A 20,887-nucleotide genomic window follows, 5' to 3' on the forward strand; every position below is an offset into this window, starting at 1 on the left:
GCGGCTCAGACCGCGGCGGCCTCCGCTGCCGGCGTGGCGTCAGGCGTGGCGCTGGGCAGCTGCAGGCAGGCGGCCAGGTCGGCCAGCCAGGTCTGCAGCGCCGCCCCGTGGCGCAGGCGCCCCGTGCTCACTGGGGCAGCCGGGGCCTCGCTCAGGCCCGCCGTGGCGGCCCGGGCGGCCAGCTGGGCCTGCCGCCGGGCGGCCAGGCCGTCCTCGGGCAGAAGCTGCCAGACCGGCACCGCGCGCTGGCCACGCGGCAGGCGCAGGCGCTGCAGCCGGCGCTCACGCAGGGCCTCGTCCCAGGGACGGTCCAGGTGGATCACCAGCGGCGCCTGCGGCCCGGTGGGGATGCGCGGCTCGCTGCCGGGCAGGCCGTCGGCCACCAGCAGCAGGCTGGGGCCCTCGGCGTCGCGGAAGGCACGCAGCACCGGGTCGGCCTCGCGGTGGGCCGTGGGCAGCACCTGGGCCTGCCAGCCGCCCTCGGCCAGCCACTCGGCCCAGGCCGGCATGTCCTCGGCGGCCTCGGGCTGGGCGAACAGCACGACCCGCGTGCGGCCCGCGGCGCGGGCCTCGCTCAGCAGGTCGGGCAGCACAACCAGCGCGGCCTCGCGCTCGGCCGCCTCGGCCTGGGTCAGGCTGGTCTTGAGCAGCAGCTGATCGCTGTCGGACAGGAAGCCGCTGCGCTGCCAGCGCACCAGCAGCGGGCTGAGCGCCGCCAGCGCCTGGTCGTGCCGGGCCCGGCTTTCCTCGTGCCAGGGGCAGCTGCGGTCCTGCGGTGCCCAGGCCGGCCATTGCTCGGCCACCTCGGCCCAGTGGCGTTGCAGCAGCAAGGGGCCCAGTGCCTCGGGCGTGGCCTCGGCCAGGCCCTGGGCCAGCGCGCCGCTGCCCAGGCGGTCCAGCCGGGTCAGCCAGGCTTCGGCGGCGGCCGGCTCGGCCTGCAGCGCGTCCTCGGCCGCCAGCACCCACAGCCAGGGGCTGTCGGTGGCGGACTCGGCCGGCAGCGGCTGCCAGCCGTCGCGCTGGTCGACGATCAGCACCTCCACGCCGGCGGTCGGCCAGGGGTCGGTGGGCGCCAGCAGCTGCACCTGGGCGTCCTCGCCCAGCGGGGCCAGCAGCGCCTGCCAGCGGGCCCGCCGGGCCTCGTCGGTCGAGGCGCCCAGGCGCAGCGCCAGGCTGCGGGCGCCAAAGTGACGTTGCACCAGCTGCCAGGCCAGCGCCAGCTCCCGGTCGGGCGCCAGCTCGGCGGCATCGGCCAGCAGGCAGGCGCCCGCGCAGGCGGCGAAGAAGGCCGCTTCCAGCTGGGCCGGACGCGGTGTCAGCGGGCCGGCCGCGGCACCAGCGAAATGGGCGGCCTCCAACCCCTGCGGGAAGCAGGCCTCCAGGTGGGTGATGCGCTGGCGCAGATCACCCTTGAGGGCCAGCTGGCGCCAGACGGCATCCTCCACCACCAGCGGGTGGCCGCAGCGGGCGGCCAGCGCCAGCAGTTCGTCCAGCGCCTCAGGGCCGCCCGGCGTCAGGCGGCCGTCCGCCCCCTGCCAGCGGGCCACCGCCTGGCGCAAGGTGTCCGGGCAGCCCCGGCCGGCCGTCCACTGCAGGCGGCGGGGGCCGCCCTCGGCGACTGCCACCAGCGCCAGCGTGCTGGGCGTGGGCGGCAGCGGCGCCGCCGCAGGGGTGGGTGCCGGAGACGCGGCCTCGACCGGCGCGGCAGGCAGGTCCTGCGCCGGCGGGGCCTCGACCACCACCGGGGTCGGCTCAGCCTCGGTCGGCACGGGCGATGTGGCGGGTGCGGCCGCGCTGGGCACTTCAGGCGCCACCGGGACCGGTGCGGTCGCTTCCGCCGCCACGGCAGCCGGGGCCGGGGTCTCGGTTGGCAGCGCGACCAGCTCGGCGGCAGGCGTCTCGGTCGCCGGCGCGGCGGCCCGCGCCCGGGTGCCGCGGGTGCTTTTGCGCGCGGCCGGGCGGGCCGGCTTGGGTGCCGGTGCGGCGACATCGGCCACGGCGTCCGCAGGCGTCACGGCCTCGGCCACCGCCTCGGGCTCGGCCACCGGGACGGCTGCTGGCTTGGCGCGGGTGGACTTCTTCGCCGCCACACGCGGCTTGCGGGCGGCCGGAGTGGTCGCCTCAGCCTCCACCGCGGGTGGGGCGGCGGCCGTCTTGCGCTTGCGTACCGGGGCGGGGGTCGCCTCGGGGGTGGGCGTGGTTTCAGGAGGGGTATCGGGGGTCGAGGCCGCGGTGGGCGCGGCCGTCAGCGGCGCGTCGTCGGCCGGTGCGGCGGCGCGGCGGCGCCGGGAGGTGGTCGCCATGGGGCGAGAGCTTCCGTGGTTGGTGAAAAAAACACCCGCGCGGGCCCGGTCGGGCCGGCGGCGGGCGGGGCGGGTTCGTCAGACGCCGCGGGCGCGGTCGGTGGCGAACTGCCGGCGGAATTCGTCGAAGCGGTCGGCGTCCAGCGCCTCGCGCACTTCGCGCATCAGGTTCAGGTAGTAGTGCAGGTTGTGAATGGTGGCCAGCATGGGGCCCAGCATCTCGCCGCAGCGGTCCAGGTGGTGCAGATAGGCCCGGCTGAAGCCGCCGTTGGCCGCGTCGCCAGTGCAGGCGTAGCAGCTGCAGGTCTCGTCGATGGGCCGGTGGTCGCTCTTGTGGCGGGCGTTGCGGATCTTCAGGTCGCCGAAGCGGGTGAACAGGTGGCCGTTGCGCGCGTTGCGGGTGGGCATGACGCAGTCGAACATGTCCACGCCACAGGCCACGCCGGCCACCAGATCCTCGGGCGTGCCCACGCCCATCAGGTAGCGCGGCTTGTTCGCCGGCAGCCGGTGCGGGGTGTGGGCCATGATGCGCAGCATGTCCTCCTTGGGCTCGCCCACGCTGACGCCGCCGATGGCGTAGCCGGGCAGGTCCATCTCGACCAGGGCCTGCAGGGATTCCTCGCGCAGCGACTCGAACATGCCGCCCTGGACGATGCCGAACAGGGCGTTGGGGTTCTGCAGGCGCTCGAACTCGGCGATGCAACGCTTCGCCCAGCGGCGGCTCAGCTCCATCGAGAAACGGGCTTCCTGCTCAGTCGTGATGTGACCCTTGGTCTCGTAGGGCGTGCACTCGTCGAACTGCATCACGATGTCCGAGTTCAGCACGGTCTGGATCTGCATGCTGACCTCGGGCGTGAGGAACAGACGGTCGCCGTTGACCGGCGAGGCGAACTTGACGCCCTCCTCGCTGATCTTGCGCATCTCGCCCAGGCTCCAGACCTGGAAGCCGCCAGAGTCGGTCAGGATGGGCTTGGTCCAGCGCTCGAAGCCGTGCAGACCGCCGAAGCTCTGCATCACGTCCAGGCCAGGCCGCATCCAGAGGTGGAAGGTGTTGCCCAGGATGATCTGCGCGCCCATGTCGTAGAGCGACTTGGGCAGCACGCCCTTGACGGTGCCGTAGGTGCCCACGGGCATGAAGATCGGCGTTTCGACGACGCCGTGGTTCAGGGTCAGGCGGCCGCGGCGGGCCAGGCCGTCGGTCTTGAGCAATTCAAACTGGAGCATGGGACGGATTGTCGCCGAGCCGGGCGGGCTGGCGCCGCTCGGGGCCGGATGTGCGACAGTGCTGGTTTGCCCGCCCCGTCGCCCCCGCACGCCGTTCATGGCCTTCACCCTCGCCCACCCCATCCACAGCGAACTGCTGATCAAGAAGAGCCGTTTTCTCGGCTGTGTCGAGCCGATGGCCGACCGCGCCGCGGCCCAGGCGCGGGTGGCTGCGCTGCGGGCCGAGCACCCCGGCGCCACGCATGTCTGCTGGGCCCTGCTGGCCGGCGGCCAGTCGGCCGCCAATGACGATGGTGAACCGGGCGGCACGGCCGGCCGGCCGATGCTGGACGTGCTGCGCCACCAGGAGCTCGAGGGCGTGCTGGCCACCGTGGTGCGCTATTTCGGCGGGGTGAAGCTGGGCGCCGGCGGGCTGGTGCGGGCCTACACCGACAGCGTGGCCCAGGCCCTGCTGCAGGCCGAGCGGGTGCCGCTGCAGAAGCGGCTGACGCTGGCCTGCCTGGTGCCCTATGCGCTGGAAGGCCGGGTGCGCCGCACGCTGGAGGCCGCGCAGGCCGAGCTGCTGGACGCCCAGCACGGCGCGCTGGTGACCTTGCGCTTCAGCGTGGTCGAAGGGGCGCGCGAGGCGCTGGTGGCCCAGCTGGGCGAGGTCGGCCAGGGCCAGCTGGGCTGGCTGGCCCCCCCGGAGGGCTGAGCCCGCCGACCGGGTCGGCGGACCTCAGTTCGCGTCGTCCAGCGACAGGATCCAGCGCACCACCAGGCGGGCGTCGTCCTCGCTGATGGCGATGCGGTTGGCCGGCATGGCCAGACCGGTGACCTGGTACTTCCAGTGCGGGTCGTAGGGGTTGGAGCCGCCCAGCACGGTGCGGGTCAGCCGGGCCAGCGCGCCCTCGTCGTGGCGGTACTTGGTGGCCACGTTGCGCCAGGCCGGCGCGATCGGCGGGCGCGGCGCGGCGGTGGTGGCGGCCGCCTCGTCGTCCCCTTCGTCCTCATCTTCCGGCCGCGGGTCGATCTGGTGGCAGCTGAAGCAGCCCGAGGCCTGGGCCACGCGCTCGGCCTTGGCCGCGTCGACGGCCGGGCCTGCCGCCTGGGCCGCGCCCATCCACAGCGCGGCCGTCAGCACACTCAGGCGCAGCAGCGGGAGGGTGTGGGTCGGGCGGGTGGCAGCAGCAGTCATGGCGGTGGGCAGGGTCGGCAGTGGAACAGCAGGCCGCAAGCTTACCCCGGGCTCAGCGGCGGTCCAGCAGCATGGCGTCGCCGTAGCTGAAGAAGCGGTAGCGGGCCTCCACCGCGTGGCGGTAGAGCGCCATGATGTGGTCGTGGCCGGAGAAGGCGCTCACCAGCATCATCAGCGTGCTCTTGGGCAGGTGGAAGTTGGTGACCAGCCGGTCCACCACCCGGAAGCGGAAGCCCGGGGTGATGAAGATGTCGGTCTCGCCCCGGCAGGCCCGGTCCAGGCCCTCGCGGCTGCCGGTCTGCACCGCGGCCGACTCCAGCGCGCGCAGCGTGGTGGTGCCCACCGAAACGATGCGCCCGCCCGCGGCGCGGGTGCGGGCGATGGCGTCCACCGTGGCCTGCGGCACCTCGAACCATTCGCTGTGCATCTTGTGCTCGGCGATGTTCTCGGTGCGCACCGGCTGGAAGGTGCCGGCGCCCACGTGCAGGGTGACCTGGGTGCGTTCAATGCCGCGGGCGGCCAGCGCATCGAGCACGCCCTGGTCGAAGTGCAGCGCGGCGGTGGGTGCCGCCACGGCGCCGGGTCGGGCGGCGAAGACGGTCTGGTAGCGGGTCTCGTCCTCGGGCGCGTCGTCGTGCGTGATGTAGGGCGGCAGCGGCACGTGGCCGTAGTCCTCCAGCAGCGTGAAGGGGTTGCCCGGCACGCGCAGGTGGAACAGCGAGCCGTCCGGGCCGCCGCGGCCCAGCACCTCGGCCTCGAAGCCCTCGCCATGGTCGGTGCCCAGGCGCACGGTGCTGCCGGGCTTGGGCGACTTGCTGGCGCGCACATGGGCCAGCAGCTCGCCGGGCTCGTCGGTGGCCGTGGGCAGCACGCGCTCCACCAGGGCCTCCACGCTGCCGCCGGTGGCCTTCTCGCCATGCAGGCGGGCCTTGATGACGCGGGTGTCGTTGAACACCAGCAGGTCGCCGGGGTTGAGCAGCGCGGGCAGTTCGCGGAAGACGCGATCGACCGGCCGGTCGCCGCGGCCATCCAGCAGGCGTGCGGCGCTGCGTTCGGCCGCCGGCTGCTGGGCGATCAGTTCGGGGGGGAGGGGGAAATCGAAATCGGCCAGGGTGTAGGCCGAGGCCCGGACGGGCTGGGAATCAACAGGCATGGCTTGCAGGCTTGACCGGCCTTCAAGAGTGAACGGGCCCGTATTGTTCCACGCGGGCGGGAAGCCCTGCGTCCACCCGGGGGAGTGTCAGGCGGTCGGCGGCGCCACCGCCGGCGTGCTGTCCTCCGGGCCGGCGGCCGACCGCTTGTCGGAACGGTCCCAGGCCCAGGCCAGCGCCAGCGCGACCAGCACCACCAGAGACAACCAGAACATCAAACGGCCAAAGACCCGCAGCGCGATCACCATGAACATCCATTTCTGCAGCGGTGCATCCGGCGCCCGCTGTTGGGTGCGCGATTGTCGCCCCAGCCTGTGACGGAAGGCCGCAGCGCACCGCCGACAAGTGAAAAAAAGTGTCAGGGGCTGTGGCGCCGCGACCCCAATCCGGCGGCGCGGCGAGAATTCGTTCATGCCCGAGGCCTCTCTTCCCGCCACGCCCGCCGCCCCTGCGAAGCCGCGCTCCGGCCCGGTCAAGGCCCTGGAACGGCTGGGCCTGACCACCCCACTGGCCCTGGCCCTGCACCTGCCGCTGCGCTACGAGGACGAAACCCGCCTGACGCCGCTGCGCGAGGGCCGGCTGGGCCTGCCGCTGCAGACCGAGGGCGTGGTGACCGAATGCAAGGTGGAGCTGCGCCCGCGCCGCCAACTGGTGGTGCGGCTGCAGGACGAGGCCGGCGACGAGCTGGTGCTGCGCTTCATCCACTTCTACCCCTCGCACCAGAAGACGCTGGCCCCGGGCGCGCGGGTGCGGGTGCGCGGCGAGCTGCGCGGCGGCTTCTTCGGCCGCGAGATGGTGCACCCCACCTTCAAGGCGGTGCAGGACGGCACGCCGCTGGCCGCCTCGCTCACCCCCGTCTACCCCACCACCGCCCAGCTGCCCCAGGCTTATCTGCGCAAGGCGGTGGCCGCCGGCCTGGCCCGCGCGCCGCTGGACGAGGTGCTGCCCGCCGGCAGCGTGCCCGCGGGCCTGCCCACGCTGCGCGATGCGCTGCACTTCCTGCACCACCCGCCGCCCAAGGCCCAGTTGGCCACGCTGGAAGACCACAGCCACCCGGCCTGGCAGCGCCTGAAGTTCGAGGAACTGCTGGCCCAGCAGCTCTCGCAGATGCAGTCGCGCCGCGAGAGGGCCCTGCTGGCCGCCCCCGCCCTGCCCGCCCGCCCCGGCGGCCTGCACGAGCGCCTGCTGGCCCAGCTGCCCTGGGGCCTGACCCGGGCCCAGCACCGCGTGTGCGAGGAGATTGCCGCCGACCTGGCCCAGCCCCAGCCCATGCACCGGCTGCTGCAGGGCGATGTGGGCGCGGGCAAGACGGTGGTGGCCGCGCTGTGCGCCGCCATCGCCATGGACCAGGGCTGGCAGTGCGCGCTGATGGCGCCCACCGAGATCCTGGCCGAGCAGCACTTTGCCAAGCTGGTGCAGTGGCTGGAGCCGCTGGGCATCACCGTGGCCTGGCTGACCGGCAGCCGCAAGGGCAAGGCGCGCCAGGCCATGCTGGCCAAGGTGGCCAGCGGCGAGGCCCTGCTGGTGGTGGGCACGCACGCGGTGATCCAGGACGACGTGGTGTTCTCCAAGCTGGGCCTGGCCATCGTGGACGAGCAGCACCGCTTCGGCGTGGCGCAGCGGCTGGAGCTGCGGCGCAAGCTGCGCGCGCAGACCGACGACGGCCGGCCGCTGGAGCCGCACCTGCTGATGATGAGCGCCACGCCCATCCCGCGCACCCTGGCCATGACCTACTACGCCGACCTGGAGGTCTCCACCATCGACGAGCTGCCGCCCGGGCGCACGCCCATCGTCACCAAGGTGTTCGCCGACAGCCGGCGCCACGAGGTGATGGAGCGCATTGGCGAGGAGGTGGCGCGCGGCCGGCAGGTCTACTGGGTCTGCCCGCTGATCGAGGAGAGCGAGAACGACGACGACAGCCGCGGCACGCCGCTGTCGGAGCTGAGCAACGCCACCGCCACCCGCGAGGACCTGGCCCAGGCTCTGCCCGGCGTGGAGGTGGGCCTGCTGCACGGCCGCATGCCGCCCGCCGAGAAGGCCGCGGTGATGGCGCGCTTCTCGGCCGGCGAGCTGCAGGTGCTGGTGGCCACCACGGTGATTGAGGTGGGCGTGGACGTGCCCAATGCCAGCCTGATGGTGATCGAGCATGCCGAGCGCTTCGGCCTGGCCCAGCTGCACCAGCTGCGCGGGCGGGTGGGCCGCGGCAGCGTGGCCAGCGTCTGCGTGCTGCTCTACGGCACGCCGCTGTCGGACAGCGGCAAGCAGCGCCTGAAGGCCATGGTGGAGACCACCGACGGCTTCGAGATCGCCCGGCGCGACCTGGAGATCCGCGGGCCGGGCGAGTTCATGGGGGCGCGCCAATCGGGCGATGCGCTGCTGCGCTTTGCCGACCTGGCCGAGGACGCGCCGCTGCTGGCCCGCGCCCGCAGCCTGGCCAGCCAGCTGCTGGACCGCCACCCCGCGGCGGCCCGCGCCCAGGTGGCGCGCTGGCTGGGCGCCCGCGCCGAATTCCTGAAGGCCTGAGCACAGGCTCACGGGACGATCCGGGTTTTCACCCGGGCTTCGTTACGCCCATACACACCTTCCTGTCAGCTCTGACAGGTCCCCCCCTGTGTAGGGGATGCCTCGCCGGGTGGCCAGCCTCTGACACTGCGCATCGGCCATCCGCCGTGATCCGGACGTGGTGGCCGAAGCGCACAACACCACCCACACCCACAAGGACATTCCACTCCATGACGAACTTTGCCCTTCGCGCCGTGGCCGCCGCGGCCCTGGCCCTCACCTTGGGCGCGCCCGCCCTGGCCGCCGTCCCGGCCGCCGATCACCCGGCCGTGCAGCGCGCGCTGGCCCACCTGGGCGGCACCGCCTTCCAGGCCGCCCACAACTCCGGCCGGGACAGTTTCGTCGCCCGTGACCTGGTGGTCGACGCCGACGGCACCGAGCATGTGCGCTTCGAACGCACCCACGCCGGCCTGCGTGTGATCGGGGGCGATCTGGTGGTGCACAGCCAGGCCGACGGCCGCTTCAACGGCGTCAGCCAGACCCTGCGCAACCTGATCCAGATCGACCTGAAGCCGGTGGTGCTGGCCAAGGCCGCCAAGGGCGAGGCCCTGGCCCAGTTCGGCGCCCAAAACGGCGCGGTGCAGTCGGCCGAGCTGGTGGTCTACGCCCGCGAAGGCAAGCCCCAGCTGGCCTGGGACGTGCGCGTCAACGGCGTGCGCACCGATGGCACGCCCAGCCAGGCCCACCTGATCGTGGCCGCTGCTGACAAGACGCTGCTGGACCGCTGGGACGACATCCAGACCATCGACGACGTCGGCACTGGCAAGACCCTGTACTCGGGCAACGTGAGCCTGCACGACCAGCTCAGCGGCTCGACCTACACCCTCAAGGACAGCACCCGCGGCAACCACTATGTGGTGACCATGAACAACGGCACCAGCACCGAAACCACGCTGACCGGTGCCGACAACATCTGGGGCAACAACGCCGAGTCGAGCAGCGAGACCGTCGCCGCCGACGCCGCCTACGGTCAGAACATGACCTGGGACTACTTCCTGAACACCTTCGGCCGCAACGGCATCGCCAACGACGGCAAGGGCGCGTACTCGCGCGTGCACTACAGCAGCAACTACGACAACGCCTACTGGAGCGACAGCTGCTTCTGCATGACCTACGGTGACGGCAGCACGCTCAACCCGCTGGTGTCGCTGGATGTGGCCGGCCATGAGATGACCCACGGCGTCACCTCGCGCACCGCCAACCTGACCTACTCGCGCGAGTCGGGCGGCCTGAACGAGGCCACCTCTGACATCATGGGCACCATGGTGGAGTACTACGCCAACAACGCCAGCGACACGCCCGACTACCTGATCGGCGAGGAGCTCTACAGCACCGCCGGCAAGGCCCTGCGCTACATGGCCCAGCCCAACAAGGACGGTGCCTCGGCCGACTGCTGGTACTCTGGACTGCGGCTGCTGGACGTGCACTATTCGTCCGGCCCGGCCAACCACTTCTTCTACCTGCTGGCCGAGGGCACCACCGCCGGTTCGCCATCCAAGACCTGCGTCTCGGGCAACAAGAAGACGGCCTCTGGCACGGGCACGCTGACCGGCATCGGCCGCGACAAGGCGGCCAAGATCTGGTACCGCGCGCTGACGGTCTACATGACCTCCAGCACCACCTACGCCGGCGCCCGCACGGCCACCATCTCGGCCGCCACCGACCTGTACGGCGCCTCGTCGACGACCGTGGCCGCGGTGAAGGCCGCCTGGTCGGCCGTGCTGGTGAACTGACCCGTCCCTGCGGGTTGTCCTCATCCCCTGGGGTAGGGATGGGCCGGTGCGGACCCCGGTCCGACACTGGCCCGCACCCCACCCCGGGGACCTTCCACCAGAGGCCGCCCTCCGCGGCCTCTGGCGCTCCATGATTCCTTTCGTCGATTCACCATGAAACCCACCGTCCTGCACCTGGCCGCGCTGGCCACCCTGACCGCCTGCCTGGCCCCCGCGGCCCTGGCGGCCCAGCCTGCCGCCGGCCATCCCGCCGTGGCCCGCGCGCTGGCCCATCTGAAGGCCCAGGCCGGTCTGGTGGCCGGGCAGGACGACTTTGTCGCCCGTGACCTGGTGGTCGACGCCGACGGCACGGAGCACGTGCGCTTCGACCGCACCTTCCGCGGCCTGCGCGTGCTGGGCGGGGACGTGGTCGTGCACGAGAGCGGCCGCGGCCTGCTGCGCGGCCTGAGCCGCACCTTCGGCGGGGCCCTGGCACTGTCGACCACCCCGGCGCTGGCCGCTGACGGTGCGGCCACCTTCGCCAAGGGCCGCTTCGAACACCGCAACGCCCAGGTCGCCCGCAAGGAACTCGTGGTCTATGCCCGCAACGGCCAGCCCCAGCTGGCCTGGGACGTGCTGGTGACCGGCGAGCGGGCCGACCAGACCCCCAGCCGCATGCACTTCATCGTCAGCGCCGCCGGCAAGAAACTGCTGGACGGCTGGGACGAGATCGAGAACACCGACACCACCGTCACCGGCCACACCCTGTTCAGCGGCAGCGAAACCCTGCACGCCGACAAGAACAAGCGCGGCGTCTACACCCTGGTGGATGCCACCCGGGGCGGCCACAAGGTCGTGACGATGAAGAACACCAAGCTGATCGAAGCCGCGGTCAAAAGCAGCACCGCGTCCTTTGGCGACAGCACGCTGAGCGACACCAACACGGTGGCCGCCGATGCCGCCTACGGTCAGAACATGACCTGGGACTACTTCCTGAACACCTTCGGCCGCAACGGCATCGCTGACGATGGCGCAGGCGCCTATTCCCGCGTCCACTACGGCAAGAACTACGTCAACGCATTCTGGAGCGACGACTGCTTCTGCATGACCTATGGCGACGGCAACACCACCCAGGGCTACTACCCGCTGGTGGCGCTGGACGTGGCCGGCCACGAGATGACCCACGGCGTGACCTCGCGCACCGCCAACCTGACCTACTCCGGCGAGTCGGGCGGTCTGAACGAGGCCACCTCCGACATCATGGGCACGATGGTCGAATTCTTCGCCAACAACCCCAATGACACGCCCGACTACCTGATCGGCGAAGAGATCTTCGTGCAGCCAGGCAACGCCCTGCGCTCGATGGTCCAGCCCAGCAGCGATGGCTATTCGGCCGACTGCTGGTATTCGGGTCTGGGCAGCCTGGACGTGCACTACTCGTCGGGCGTGGCCAACCACTTCTATTACCTGCTGGCCGAAGGCACCACCGCGGGTGCGCCGTCCAAGACCTGCGTGGCCGGCAACACCAAGAAGGCCACCGGCACCGGCACCGTCACCGGCATCGGCCGCGACAAGGCCGCCAAGATCTGGTACCGCGCGCTGACGGTCTACATGACCTCCAGCACCAACTACGCCGCCGCCCGCACGGCCACCGTCTCGGCCGCCACCGACCTGTACGGTGCCGGCTCGGCCGAAGTGGCCGCCGTGCAGACCGCCTGGACCGCCACCAACGTCAACTGAGGCCCCGGCCCGCCTGGGCCGTCTGCCCCCTGCACCGCCGCGGCCCGTCCGCGGCTTTTTTTCGCACCGCCCACCCCACGCGCCGGCACAATCCGGCCATGACCCTGACCGAACTGCGCTACATCGTCGCGGTCGCCCGAGAGCGCCATTTCGGCCGGGCGGCCGAGGCCTGCCACGTCTCCCAGCCCACCCTGTCGGTGGCCATCAAGAAGCTGGAAGAGGAGCTCGACGTCAAGATCTTCGAGCGCGGCAGCAGCGAGGTCAGCCTGACCCCGCTGGGCGAGGCCATCGTGCGCCAGGCGCAAAGCGTGATCGAGCAGGCCCAGGGCATCCGCGAGATCGCCCAGCGCGGCAAGGACCCGCTGGCCGGCCCGCTGCGCCTGGGCATCATCTACACCATCGGGCCCTACCTGCTGCCCGAGCTGGTGCGCCATGCCATCGACCTGACGCCCCAGATGCCGCTGATGCTGCAGGAGAACTTCACCGTCAAGCTGCTGGACATGCTGCGCACCGGCGAACTGGACTGCGCCATCATGGCCGAGCCCTTTCCCGACACCGGCCTGGCCATCGCAGCGCTCTACGACGAGCCCTTCATGGTGGCCGTGCCCGCCGGCCATCCGCTGGCCCAGCGCGAGGCCATCAGCTCCGAGGAACTCAAGCGCGAAACCATGCTGCTGCTGGGCACCGGCCACTGCTTTCGCGACCATGTGCTGGAGGTCTGCCCCGAGTTCGCTCGCTTCTCCAGCGACACCGAGGGCATCAAGAAGAGCTTTGAGGGCTCCTCGCTGGAAACCATCAAGCACATGGTGGCCTCGGGCATGGGCGTGACGGTGGTGCCTCGGTTGTCGGTGCCGCGCGAGCCGCAGCCCCACCTGGCCTTCGTGCCCTTCAAGGTCCCGGTCCCGTCGCGTCGGGTGGTGCTGGCCTGGCGCCGCAGCTTCACCCGCTACGAAGCGATCGCCGCACTGCGCAACGCGATCTACGCCTGTGAACTGCCCGGCGTGACCCGTCTGACCGCGTGAGTCCCAGCCCCTGCCAGGCTGTGGGTCGGGTCGAATTGATAGTCACTATCTATGAACTAGTGGTAATCAATTAGCCCCAATCGCCGGGCTTTCCTACAGTCTCGTCATGCCAGCCACGCTGGCCCTTTCCCCCTCGGAGATGACCATGACGAGCGAATCCAAGTGTCCCTTCCATGCCCAGGCCGCTGGCACCGGCACCAGCAACCGCGACTGGTGGCCCCAGCAACTGCGCGTGGACCTGCTGAACCAGCATTCCAACCGCTCCAACCCGCTGGGCGAGTCCTTTGACTACCGGGCCGCGTTCCGGCAGTTGGACTACGCCGCCCTCAAGGCGGACCTGCAGGCCCTGCTGACCGATTCGCAGGACTGGTGGCCGGCCGACTGGGGCAGCTACGCCGGCCTGTTCATCCGCATGGCCTGGCACAGCGCCGGCACCTACCGCATGGTCGACGGACGCGGCGGCGCCGGCCGGGGCCAGCAGCGTTTCGCGCCGCTCAACAGCTGGCCCGACAACGTTAGCCTGGACAAGGCCCGCCGCCTGCTGTGGCCGGTCAAGCAGAAGTACGGCCAGGCGATCTCCTGGGCCGACCTGATGATCCTGGCCGGCAACGTGGCGCTGGAGAACAGCGGCTTTCGCACCTTCGGTTTCGGTGCCGGGCGCGAGGATGTCTGGGAGCCGGACCTGGACGTGAACTGGGGCGACGAGACCGCCTGGCTGGCCCACCGCGACCCCGAGGCGCTGGCGAAGCACCCCTTGGCCGCCACCGAGATGGGCCTGATCTACGTGAACCCGGAAGGCCCCAACGCCAGCGGCGATCCGGCCTCGGCCGCCGCCGGCATCCGCGCCACCTTCGGCAACATGGCGATGGACGACGAGGAGATCGTCGCGCTGATCGCCGGCGGCCACACCCTGGGCAAGACCCACGGAGCCGCCTCGGCCAGCCATGTGGGCGCCGCCCCGGAGGCCGCCCCCATCGAGCAGCAGGGCCTGGGCTGGGCCAACAGCCATGGCCGTGGTGTCGGCGCGGACGCGATCACCTCGGGCCTGGAGGTGATCTGGACCCAGACCCCGACCCAGTGGAGCCACCACTTCTTCGAAAACCTGTTCAAGTACGACTGGGTGCCGGTGCGCAGCCCGGCGGGCGCCATCCAGTTCGAAGCCCGGGATGCGTCGGAGAGCATCCCCGACCCCTTTGACCCGGCGAAGAAGCGCAAGCCCACCATGCTGGTCACCGACCTGACGCTGCGCTTCGACCCGGCGTTCGAGAAGATCTCGCGCCGCTTCCTGAACGACCCACAGGCCTTCAACGAGGCCTTCGCCCGGGCCTGGTTCAAGCTGACCCACCGCGACATGGGGCCCAAGGCCCGCTACCTGGGCCCGGAGGTGCCGAAAGAAGACCTGGTCTGGCAGGACCCGCTGCCCGCGCCGGTGCATGCCCCGACGGCGGCCGACATCGCCGCACTGAAGGCTCAGATCGCCGCCACCGGCCTGTCGGTGGGGGATCTGGTCTCGGTGGCCTGGGCCTCGGCCAGCACCTTCCGCGGCGGCGACAAGCGCGGCGGGGCCAATGGCGCCCGGCTGGCCCTGGCGCCCCAGAAGGACTGGGCCATCAACCAGCGCGCGGTGAAGGTGCTGCCGGTGCTGCAGGCCCTCCAGCAGGCCAGCGGCAAGGCCTCGCTGGCCGACGTGATCGTGCTGGCCGGCAACGTCGGCGTGGAGCAGGCCGCGCAGGCGGCCGGCGTGCCGGTCGAAGTGCCTTTCACCCCAGGCCGGGTCGATGCCCGGGCCGACCAGACCGATGTTGCCGCCTTCGCCGTGATGGAGCCGGTGGCGGATGGCTTCCGCAACGTCGGCCACGGCCAGGGCAAGACCTCGACCGAGGCACTGCTGATCGACAAGGCCCAGCAGCTCACGCTGACCGCGCCCGAGCTGACGGTGCTGATCGGCGGCCTGCGGGTGCTGGGGGCCAATGCCGACGGCAGCGACCACGGGGCGTTCACCGACCGGGTGGGGGTGCTCAGCAACGACTTCTTCGTGCACCTGCTGGACATGGCCACCACCTGGCAGGCCACCGACAGCAGCGCCGAGCGCTTCGAAGGCCGTGACCGCCAGACCGGCGCGCTGCGCTACACCGCCACCCGGGCCGATCTGGTATTGGGCGCCAATGCCGTGCTGCGCGCCCTGGCCGAGGTCTACGCCAGCCACGATGCGACCGAGAAGTTCGTGCACGACTTCGTGGCTGCCTGGACCAAGGTGATGAACCTGGACCGCTTCGACCTGCGCTGAGCCCCCCTAGGTTGTCACCCCGGCTGGGTACACTCCAGACGCCGTGATGACCGAGCCCGCCCCCTCGCCCGCCCACCGTTACCGCCTGCAGAATCTGCTGGGCCAGGGTGGTGCGGGCCAGGTGCAGGCGGCCTGGGACACGGCCCTGGACCGCCCGGTGGCGATCAAGACCGTGCCGCGCCAGACCGGCGTGGACGGCTGGCGCGAAGCCCGCCTGACCGCCCGCCTGCGCCATCCAGCCTTCGTCGCCATCTACGAAGCCTGGGAGGATGGCGACCAGGTGCACATCGTGATGGAGCGGGTGCCCGGCCAGACCCTCAAGCAATGGCTGCTGGAGAACGGCCCCGTGCCGGTCCCGGTGGCTTGCGGCTGGCTGCAGCAGCTGGCCCTGGCCCTGGCCGAGGCCCATGCCCAGGGCTGGGTGCATGGCGACCTGAAGCCCTCCAACCTGATGCTGGAGGTGGCACCGACCCGGCCGGGCACCGCCACCGCCACGACGACGCCCCAGACCCGGGTGCGGGTGCTGGACCTGGGCATTGCCCGCCCCGTCGATCCGCTGGCCACCCAGACCCTGGCCTCCCCCGCCGCCCAGGCCGGTACCCTGGCCTACATGGCGCCAGAGCAGCTGCGCGGTGAGCCGCCCAGCCCCGCCAGCGACCTCTACAGCCTGGGGCTGGTGCTGCTGCAATGCCTGCTGGGCCACCTGGGCGACGGTGAGCAGCCCAGCCTGGCCCAGGCCTGGCGCCGCCTGCAGGGCGACTGGCCGGACTGGGCCCTGGGCCAGCCCGAGGACCGCGAGCGCGTCGCCCAGTGGCCCGAGCGCCTGCGCCAGCTGCTGAGCCAGCTGCTGGCCACGGAGCCCGCCCGGCGCCCGGCCGGCATGGCCGACGTGGCCCAGACCCTGGGCGACATCGCGGCCGGGACGGACACCGGCCCGACCGCGCCCGCCACCCCACCCGTGGCCCCCGCCCTGCGCGCCCGCCGGTGGTGGCCCGCGGTCGCCCTGGGCGGCGTTCTGCTGCTGGCGGGCGGCGGTGGCGCGGCCTGGTGGTGGCAAGGCCCGGGGGCCGCCCCGACGGCGGCGCAGACGCTGTCCCGGTTGCAGCAGGCCGAAGCCTGGATCAACGAGTTCGACGATGCGGATTCGCTCGACCGCGCGGTGGCCCTGCTGTCACAGCTGACCCGCCAGGCCCCCCGCAGCGCACCGGCCGCGGCCCTGCACAGCCTGGCGCTGAGCCTGCGCCACTGGCAACGCTCAGGCCCGGATCCGGACCGCGATCTGGCCGAGGCGGACCGCTGGGCCCGCCAGGCCCTGGCGCTGGACAGCCAGCTGGCCCGGGCCCATCTGGCGCAGGCCATGGCCTGGTCCGGTCAGAAGCGTTCCGAAGAGGCGCTGGCCGAATTCGAGCGGGCCCGCCTGCTGGACCCGCAGGACGTGCTGGTCGTGGCCTGGTATGCCACCGAGCTGGACAGCCAGGGCCGCCTGGACCAGGCCCAGGCGCTGCTGGAACCCGCCCTGGCCGTGCACCCGCTGGCCACCCCGCTGCTGGACGAATGGGGCACGCTGCTGTTTCGCCGCGGCGACTATGCGCGGGCGGAGGCCGCCTTCCGGCAAAGCCTGGCCGCCAAGCCCACCGGCAGCGTGGCGGCCTTCAGCCTGAGCGGCATCCTGATGATGCAGCAGCGCCTGGACGAGGCACAGGGCGTGCTGCAGACCGCCCTGCGGGTGCGGCCGCACTACAAGCTCTACCAGAACCTGGGCAGCGTGATGGCCCTGCGCCAGCGCTGGGCCGAGGCAGCCGAGGCGGCCCGCCAGGCCCTGGCCCGCTGGCCCGCCCGTTACCCCGATGCCGATGCGCAGGCCAACCTGGCCGAGGCCCTGATGCACCTGCCCGGTCAGGAGGCTGCCGCCCAGGACGCCTGGCGCCGGGCCTTGGCCACGGCCCAGCAGCAGGCCAGCGCCCACCCCGGCAACCCGGGCTGGACCTGGCGGCGCGGGCTGTTCGCCGCCCGGCTGGGCCTGCGCGACGAGGCCCTGGCCGCCAGCGCCGAGGCGTTGCAGCAGGCCCCGCGCGATGCAGAGGTGCTGTACTACGCCGCCCTGTCCCACGCCCTGGTGGGCGAGCCGGCCAAGGCGAAGACGCTGCTGCTGCAGGCCCTGGCCCAGGGCTTCCCGCGCGACATGGTCCAGGCGGAACCGGCCCTGGCGCCGCTGCTGCCGGCGGCCCCGGCGCACCGCCCCTGACCGAGGTCGGCGCCCAACCCACCCTCAAGATCGACCGTTCGTGCACCGATGAATCCTGGACCGGCCCCTGCGGCCCCATCAGGATCCTTGAACATGAGCGACACCTCCGATCACAGCTACCTGCTGCGCGTCAGCTTCGACGCCGACCAACTGGGCAACGAACTGGTCTGGGCCATCACCGACGCCGACCCGGGTGAGCCCAATGCCTTTCGCCGCACCGGCTGGGCCGCGGGGGGTCTGCAGTTCCTGCAGGGCGACACGCTGGCCGTCGAGGTGGTGGGCTATGGCCGGCCCGAGACCTTTGCCGGCTTCACCATCACCGATGCGACGCTGATCACGCTGCCCGCGCCCTACCTGCGCCCGCTGTTCTCGCCTTCGCCGTTCGATGTCGATCAGGCCACCTTCGACCTGGACGACTTCCAGCCCACCAGCTGCGTCGTGGCCCAGGCCCTGAAGATCTGCACCGCCCACCATCCTGGCCCCCTGACGGTGGTCGAGTCCCAGGGCATCTGGAAGTTCTCCTTCGTCGTGACGACGGAGATCCAGCGTGTGGACGGCAGCGTCGAAACCCGGGTCTTCAGCTTCGACCCCATCATCGCGGTCGGCAAGGACTGGCCCGGCGCCTGAAGAGCCGGACTCAGGCCAGTTCCAACACGAAGCCGGGGGCCAGCCCCCCCGGCTCGGCGGCCCGTACCGTGATCACCGCCTTGCGGTCGGACACCAGCAGCTGCCGCGTGGTCACGCCGCCGATCACCGCCACCACGGCATAGGGGAGGGCGTCATCGTCCACCGGCGGCGCGCCCCAGGGCAGCCGCAGCGTGCCATGGGGCGGCAGCCGGGCCAGCACCTGCTCGCCCCGGGTCACGATGACATGGACAAGATGGGCCGTGGTGTTGCACAGGGTCAGGGCACACATGCGAAGCGACATGGCAGGTCGTCAGTGAGGGGCAGAGGCCCTTTGCTCTACAAACACCGTGCCAGGCCGTTACCATCGCCAAACGCCTGCCCGCAGGCCATTTCGGGCCTGCCGACCCCTCTTTGACACGTCACCCCCGGGTCTGACGCGTCAACTCCGCGAACTGACACGCCCCACCTTCCGTGACGCCCACCCCGGCCGACGACCTCACCCAGACCTTCACCGAGACGGTCAACGAGCGCCCCCAGGCCCCGATCTGGGTCCTGACCCTGTTGTGGCACCCGGACCTGCAGCGGGTCGGCGAGCAAACCCCGGTGCCGCAGCCCGGCACCCTGGCGCTCAACCGCTACGGCCCCGTGTTCGCGCCGCTGCAGCCCGCCTCGGCGCCAACCGAGACCGACTGGGCCCGCCCGCTGCTGCATGCCAGCGTCTCCCGCGCCAGCCTGCAACTGACGCTGGGAGCGGACGGCATCACGCTGACGCCCGAGGACGCGCGGGTGCATGCCGAGGTCCAGGGCCGCCTCCTGGCCGGCCCCCTCACCCTGCCCTGGGACGCGGCCACGCACGGCCTGGTGATCCAGCTGGGCCGACGGGTGCTGCTGTGCCTGCACACCACCCGCGCGCTGCCGGTCACGGCCGACCCTCAGCTGCTGGGCGTCAGCTCGGCGATGGAGACCCTGCGCCGGCAGGTGCGGCGTGTGGCCGCCTCGCCGCTGCCGGTGCTGATCCGGGGCGAATCCGGCACCGGAAAGGACCTGGTGGCCCAGGCCCTGCACCGACTGGGCCCGCGCGCGACCGGCCCCTGGGTCACGGTGAACATGGCCACCCTCAGCGAGGGCCTGGCCGCGGCCGAACTGTTCGGCGCGACCCGGGGCGCCTACACCGGTGCCCAGGTGGCCCGGGCCGGACTGTGGGCCCAGGCCGATGGCGGCAGCCTGTTCCTCGACGAGATCGGTGACTGTCCGCCCTCGGTCCAGCCGATGCTGCTGCGGGTGATCGAGAGCGGCGAATTCCGCCCCGTCGGCGCGGCCAAGCCCCTGGTCAGCCGGGCCCGGCTGATCGCCGCCACCGACCGGCCGCTGGAAACCAGCGGCTTCAACCTGCCCCTGCTGCGGCGGCTGCAGACCTTCACGCTGGCCACGCCCGCGCTGCGCCACCGGCGGGAGGACCTGGGCGTGCTGGCCCGGCAGGCCTGGCTGGCCACCGGCGCCGCACTGGACAGCCTGGCCGAAGCGCCGACCGAGCTGGTGCGGGCCCTGTGCCTGCACGACTGGCCCGGCAATGTGCGCCAGCTGGAACAGGCCATGCGCCGACTGGCGCTGGACCACTCGGCCGGCCTCTGGCCCTCGGTCGAGGGCCTGCTGGGCGAAGCGCTGCGGCTGCCCGGCGGCACGACACCGGCCGCCCCGGCGGCGGCGCCCGCCGCACCCACCGTGACGCCACCCGAGGCAGCAGCGCCGGCCCCGGAGCCGCCCCCCGCACGGGCCTGGCACAGCACCGCCGCGATCGACCGCGCCGCCCTGCTGCAGGCCCTGGACGCCCAGGGCTGGCAGCTCAAGGATGCCGCCCAGGCCCTGGGCATCTCCCGGCCCTCGATCTACAACCTGATGGCCCGGCTGCTGGACGCCCCCAACCCCGAAACCCTGCCGCCCGAGCGGCTGCAGGCCCTGCTGGCGCAGCCCGGCGTCACGCTGGCCGAGATGGCGCGCGACCTGCAGGTGCCGCGCGAGGCGCTGCGCCGGCGGCTGCGCACCCTGGGTCTGCCGCGGCCGCCCGACGAGGGCTGAGCCCCCCCGGCCCCACCCGTGGCCCCGCGCACGCTAGACTGCCCCAACCTCCCGTTCTGCACCGCCCCCCATGAGTGACCTCCCCGCCGACCTCTACACCGAACCGCGCGACATCGACGTCAACACCCTGGCCAACCTGGGCCCGCTGGCCCCGATGGCCGGCGTGTGGGAAGGCACCCGCGGCCTGGACGTGAAGCCCAAGGCCGAGGGGCCGAAGAAACAGGCCTATGTCGAGCGCATCGAGCTGCAGCCGATCGACCCGCAGACCAACGGCCCGCAGCTGCTCTACGGGCTGCGCTACCACGTGCATGTCACCAAACCCGACCAGGTCAAGACCTACCACGACCAGGTGGGCTACTGGCTGTGGGAGCCGGCCACCGGCGCGCTCATCCACACCCTGACGATCCCGCGCGGCGAGATCGCGATGGCTGGCGGCACCGCCACCCCCGATGCCACCTCGTTCGAGCTGGTCGCCACCCAGGGTCTGGACACCTTCGGCATCTGCTCGGCCCCGTTCCTGAACGAAGCGTTCAAGACCACCTCGTTCCGCATCCAGGTGACGATCCACCCGGATGGCCGCTGGGGCTACGAGGAGGACACGGTGCTGCAGATCCGCGGCCAGGCCGAGCCCTTCCACCACACCGACCGCAACCTGCTGCACAAGGTGGGCGAGCCCACGCCCAACCCGCTGTGGGCCGCGGCGCTGGCGAAGGCTTGACGCGCCCCGGATAATGGCGGGTTTCGCCCACCGCTTCGCCCGC

16 protein-coding genes are annotated in these 20,887 nt (G+C 72.1%); 10 read left to right on the forward strand and 6 right to left on the reverse strand.

Annotation, left to right across the window (positions count from 1 at the left end; genetic code table 11):
* Positions 1–5: 5 nt before the first annotated feature.
* Both KGA65_RS17400 and tgt read right to left on the reverse strand, forming a co-directional pair.
* Positions 6–2,303: a hypothetical protein gene (locus KGA65_RS17400; RefSeq protein ID WP_225864646.1), complete on the reverse strand. Its 2,298-nt coding sequence runs from the start codon at positions 2,301–2,303 to the stop codon at positions 6–8.
* A 78-nt stretch (positions 2,304–2,381) separates the two neighbouring features.
* Positions 2,382–3,527: a tRNA guanosine(34) transglycosylase Tgt gene (gene tgt / locus KGA65_RS17405; RefSeq protein ID WP_225864388.1), complete on the reverse strand. Its 1,146-nt coding sequence runs from the start codon at positions 3,525–3,527 to the stop codon at positions 2,382–2,384.
* A gap of 97 nt (positions 3,528–3,624) precedes the next feature.
* Here tgt and KGA65_RS17410 point away from each other — a divergent pair, with 97 nt between their 5' ends.
* Positions 3,625–4,221 carry an IMPACT family protein gene (locus KGA65_RS17410; RefSeq protein WP_225864389.1) on the forward strand — a complete coding sequence of 199 codons (597 nt, stop codon included), beginning with the start codon at positions 3,625–3,627 and terminating at the stop codon, positions 4,219–4,221.
* Between the two features lie 24 nt (positions 4,222–4,245).
* Here the strand turns inward: KGA65_RS17410 and KGA65_RS17415 are convergent, their stop codons facing one another.
* The 3 genes from KGA65_RS17415 to KGA65_RS17425 all read right to left on the reverse strand — a co-directional run bounded on the left by KGA65_RS17415 (position 4,246) and on the right by KGA65_RS17425 (position 6,268).
* On the reverse strand, positions 4,246–4,704 hold the full coding sequence (locus KGA65_RS17415) for a c-type cytochrome (RefSeq protein ID WP_225864390.1): 459 nt from the start codon (positions 4,702–4,704) through the stop codon (positions 4,246–4,248).
* 52 nt (positions 4,705–4,756) lie between these two features.
* Positions 4,757–5,857, reverse strand: a complete 1,101-nt coding sequence (gene queA, locus KGA65_RS17420; protein WP_225864391.1) for a tRNA preQ1(34) S-adenosylmethionine ribosyltransferase-isomerase QueA — start codon at positions 5,855–5,857, stop codon at positions 4,757–4,759.
* A gap of 87 nt (positions 5,858–5,944) precedes the next feature.
* Complete coding sequence (locus KGA65_RS17425; protein ID WP_225864392.1) at positions 5,945–6,268, reverse strand: hypothetical protein; 324 nt, start codon at positions 6,266–6,268, stop codon at positions 5,945–5,947.
* Here KGA65_RS17425 and recG point away from each other — a divergent pair.
* The 7 genes from recG (at position 6,267) to KGA65_RS17460 (ending at position 18,050) form a co-directional block, all read left to right on the forward strand.
* Entirely contained in the window at positions 6,267–8,378 is a 2,112-nt protein-coding gene (gene recG / locus KGA65_RS17430; protein ID WP_225864393.1) for an ATP-dependent DNA helicase RecG, read from the forward strand. The two genes, KGA65_RS17425 and recG, sit on opposite strands and share 2 nt — an antisense overlap.
* 209 nt (positions 8,379–8,587) lie before the next feature.
* The gene (locus KGA65_RS17435) at positions 8,588–10,150 is read left to right on the forward strand and encodes a M4 family metallopeptidase (protein WP_225864394.1); all 1,563 of its coding nucleotides are present in this window, start codon (positions 8,588–8,590) and stop codon (positions 10,148–10,150) included.
* A gap of 153 nt (positions 10,151–10,303) precedes the next feature.
* Entirely contained in the window at positions 10,304–11,869 is a 1,566-nt protein-coding gene (locus KGA65_RS17440; protein ID WP_225864395.1) for a M4 family metallopeptidase, read from the forward strand.
* A gap of 98 nt (positions 11,870–11,967) precedes the next feature.
* Positions 11,968–12,891: a LysR substrate-binding domain-containing protein gene (locus KGA65_RS17445; protein ID WP_225864396.1), complete on the forward strand. Its 924-nt coding sequence runs from the start codon at positions 11,968–11,970 to the stop codon at positions 12,889–12,891.
* 145 nt (positions 12,892–13,036) lie between these two features.
* Positions 13,037–15,178, forward strand: a complete 2,142-nt coding sequence (gene katG, locus KGA65_RS17450; protein ID WP_225864397.1) for a catalase/peroxidase HPI — start codon at positions 13,037–13,039, stop codon at positions 15,176–15,178.
* Between the two features lie 46 nt (positions 15,179–15,224).
* Positions 15,225–17,423, forward strand: a complete 2,199-nt coding sequence (locus KGA65_RS17455; RefSeq protein ID WP_225864398.1) for a serine/threonine-protein kinase — start codon at positions 15,225–15,227, stop codon at positions 17,421–17,423.
* 93 nt (positions 17,424–17,516) lie between these two features.
* Positions 17,517–18,050, forward strand: coding sequence for a hypothetical protein (locus KGA65_RS17460; RefSeq protein ID WP_225864399.1), 534 nt, complete (start codon positions 17,517–17,519; stop codon positions 18,048–18,050).
* 10 nt (positions 18,051–18,060) lie between these two features.
* On the opposite strand, the gene KGA65_RS17465 is transcribed toward KGA65_RS17460, so the two are convergent.
* On the reverse strand, positions 18,061–18,351 hold the full coding sequence (locus tag KGA65_RS17465; RefSeq protein WP_225864400.1) for a hypothetical protein: 291 nt from the start codon (positions 18,349–18,351) through the stop codon (positions 18,061–18,063).
* A gap of 170 nt (positions 18,352–18,521) precedes the next feature.
* On the opposite strand from KGA65_RS17465, the gene KGA65_RS17470 reads away from it, so the two are divergent.
* Both KGA65_RS17470 and KGA65_RS17475 read left to right on the forward strand, forming a co-directional pair.
* Positions 18,522–20,126: a sigma 54-interacting transcriptional regulator gene (locus KGA65_RS17470; RefSeq protein ID WP_225864401.1), complete on the forward strand. Its 1,605-nt coding sequence runs from the start codon at positions 18,522–18,524 to the stop codon at positions 20,124–20,126.
* Between the two features lie 70 nt (positions 20,127–20,196).
* Complete coding sequence (locus KGA65_RS17475; protein ID WP_225864402.1) at positions 20,197–20,844, forward strand: FABP family protein; 648 nt, start codon at positions 20,197–20,199, stop codon at positions 20,842–20,844.
* Positions 20,845–20,887: the final 43 nt, after the last annotated feature.

It is taken from the genome of Ideonella benzenivorans (assembly GCF_020387415.1).
Classification (GTDB): domain Bacteria; phylum Pseudomonadota; class Gammaproteobacteria; order Burkholderiales; family Burkholderiaceae_C; genus Ideonella; species Ideonella benzenivorans.

Excerpts from the sequence above, each read along its gene's own strand:
- KGA65_RS17400 (WP_225864646.1), bottom strand. The coding sequence starts at position 2,303 with ATGGCGACCACCTCCCGGCGCCGCCGCGCCGCCGCACCGGCCGACGAC.
- tgt (WP_225864388.1), bottom strand. The coding sequence starts at position 3,527 with ATGCTCCAGTTTGAATTGCTCAAGACCGACGGCCTGGCCCGCCGCGGC.
- KGA65_RS17410 (WP_225864389.1), top strand. The coding sequence starts at position 3,625 with ATGGCCTTCACCCTCGCCCACCCCATCCACAGCGAACTGCTGATCAAG.
- KGA65_RS17415 (WP_225864390.1), bottom strand. The coding sequence starts at position 4,704 with ATGACTGCTGCTGCCACCCGCCCGACCCACACCCTCCCGCTGCTGCGC.
- queA (WP_225864391.1), bottom strand. The coding sequence starts at position 5,857 with ATGCCTGTTGATTCCCAGCCCGTCCGGGCCTCGGCCTACACCCTGGCC.
- recG (WP_225864393.1), top strand. The coding sequence starts at position 6,267 with ATGCCCGAGGCCTCTCTTCCCGCCACGCCCGCCGCCCCTGCGAAGCCG.
- KGA65_RS17425 (WP_225864392.1), bottom strand. The coding sequence starts at position 6,268 with ATGAACGAATTCTCGCCGCGCCGCCGGATTGGGGTCGCGGCGCCACAG.
- KGA65_RS17435 (WP_225864394.1), top strand. The coding sequence starts at position 8,588 with ATGACGAACTTTGCCCTTCGCGCCGTGGCCGCCGCGGCCCTGGCCCTC.
- KGA65_RS17440 (WP_225864395.1), top strand. The coding sequence starts at position 10,304 with ATGAAACCCACCGTCCTGCACCTGGCCGCGCTGGCCACCCTGACCGCC.
- KGA65_RS17445 (WP_225864396.1), top strand. The coding sequence starts at position 11,968 with ATGACCCTGACCGAACTGCGCTACATCGTCGCGGTCGCCCGAGAGCGC.
- katG (WP_225864397.1), top strand. The coding sequence starts at position 13,037 with ATGACGAGCGAATCCAAGTGTCCCTTCCATGCCCAGGCCGCTGGCACC.
- KGA65_RS17455 (WP_225864398.1), top strand. The coding sequence starts at position 15,225 with ATGACCGAGCCCGCCCCCTCGCCCGCCCACCGTTACCGCCTGCAGAAT.
- KGA65_RS17460 (WP_225864399.1), top strand. The coding sequence starts at position 17,517 with ATGAGCGACACCTCCGATCACAGCTACCTGCTGCGCGTCAGCTTCGAC.
- KGA65_RS17465 (WP_225864400.1), bottom strand. The coding sequence starts at position 18,351 with ATGTCGCTTCGCATGTGTGCCCTGACCCTGTGCAACACCACGGCCCAT.
- KGA65_RS17475 (WP_225864402.1), top strand. The coding sequence starts at position 20,197 with ATGAGTGACCTCCCCGCCGACCTCTACACCGAACCGCGCGACATCGAC.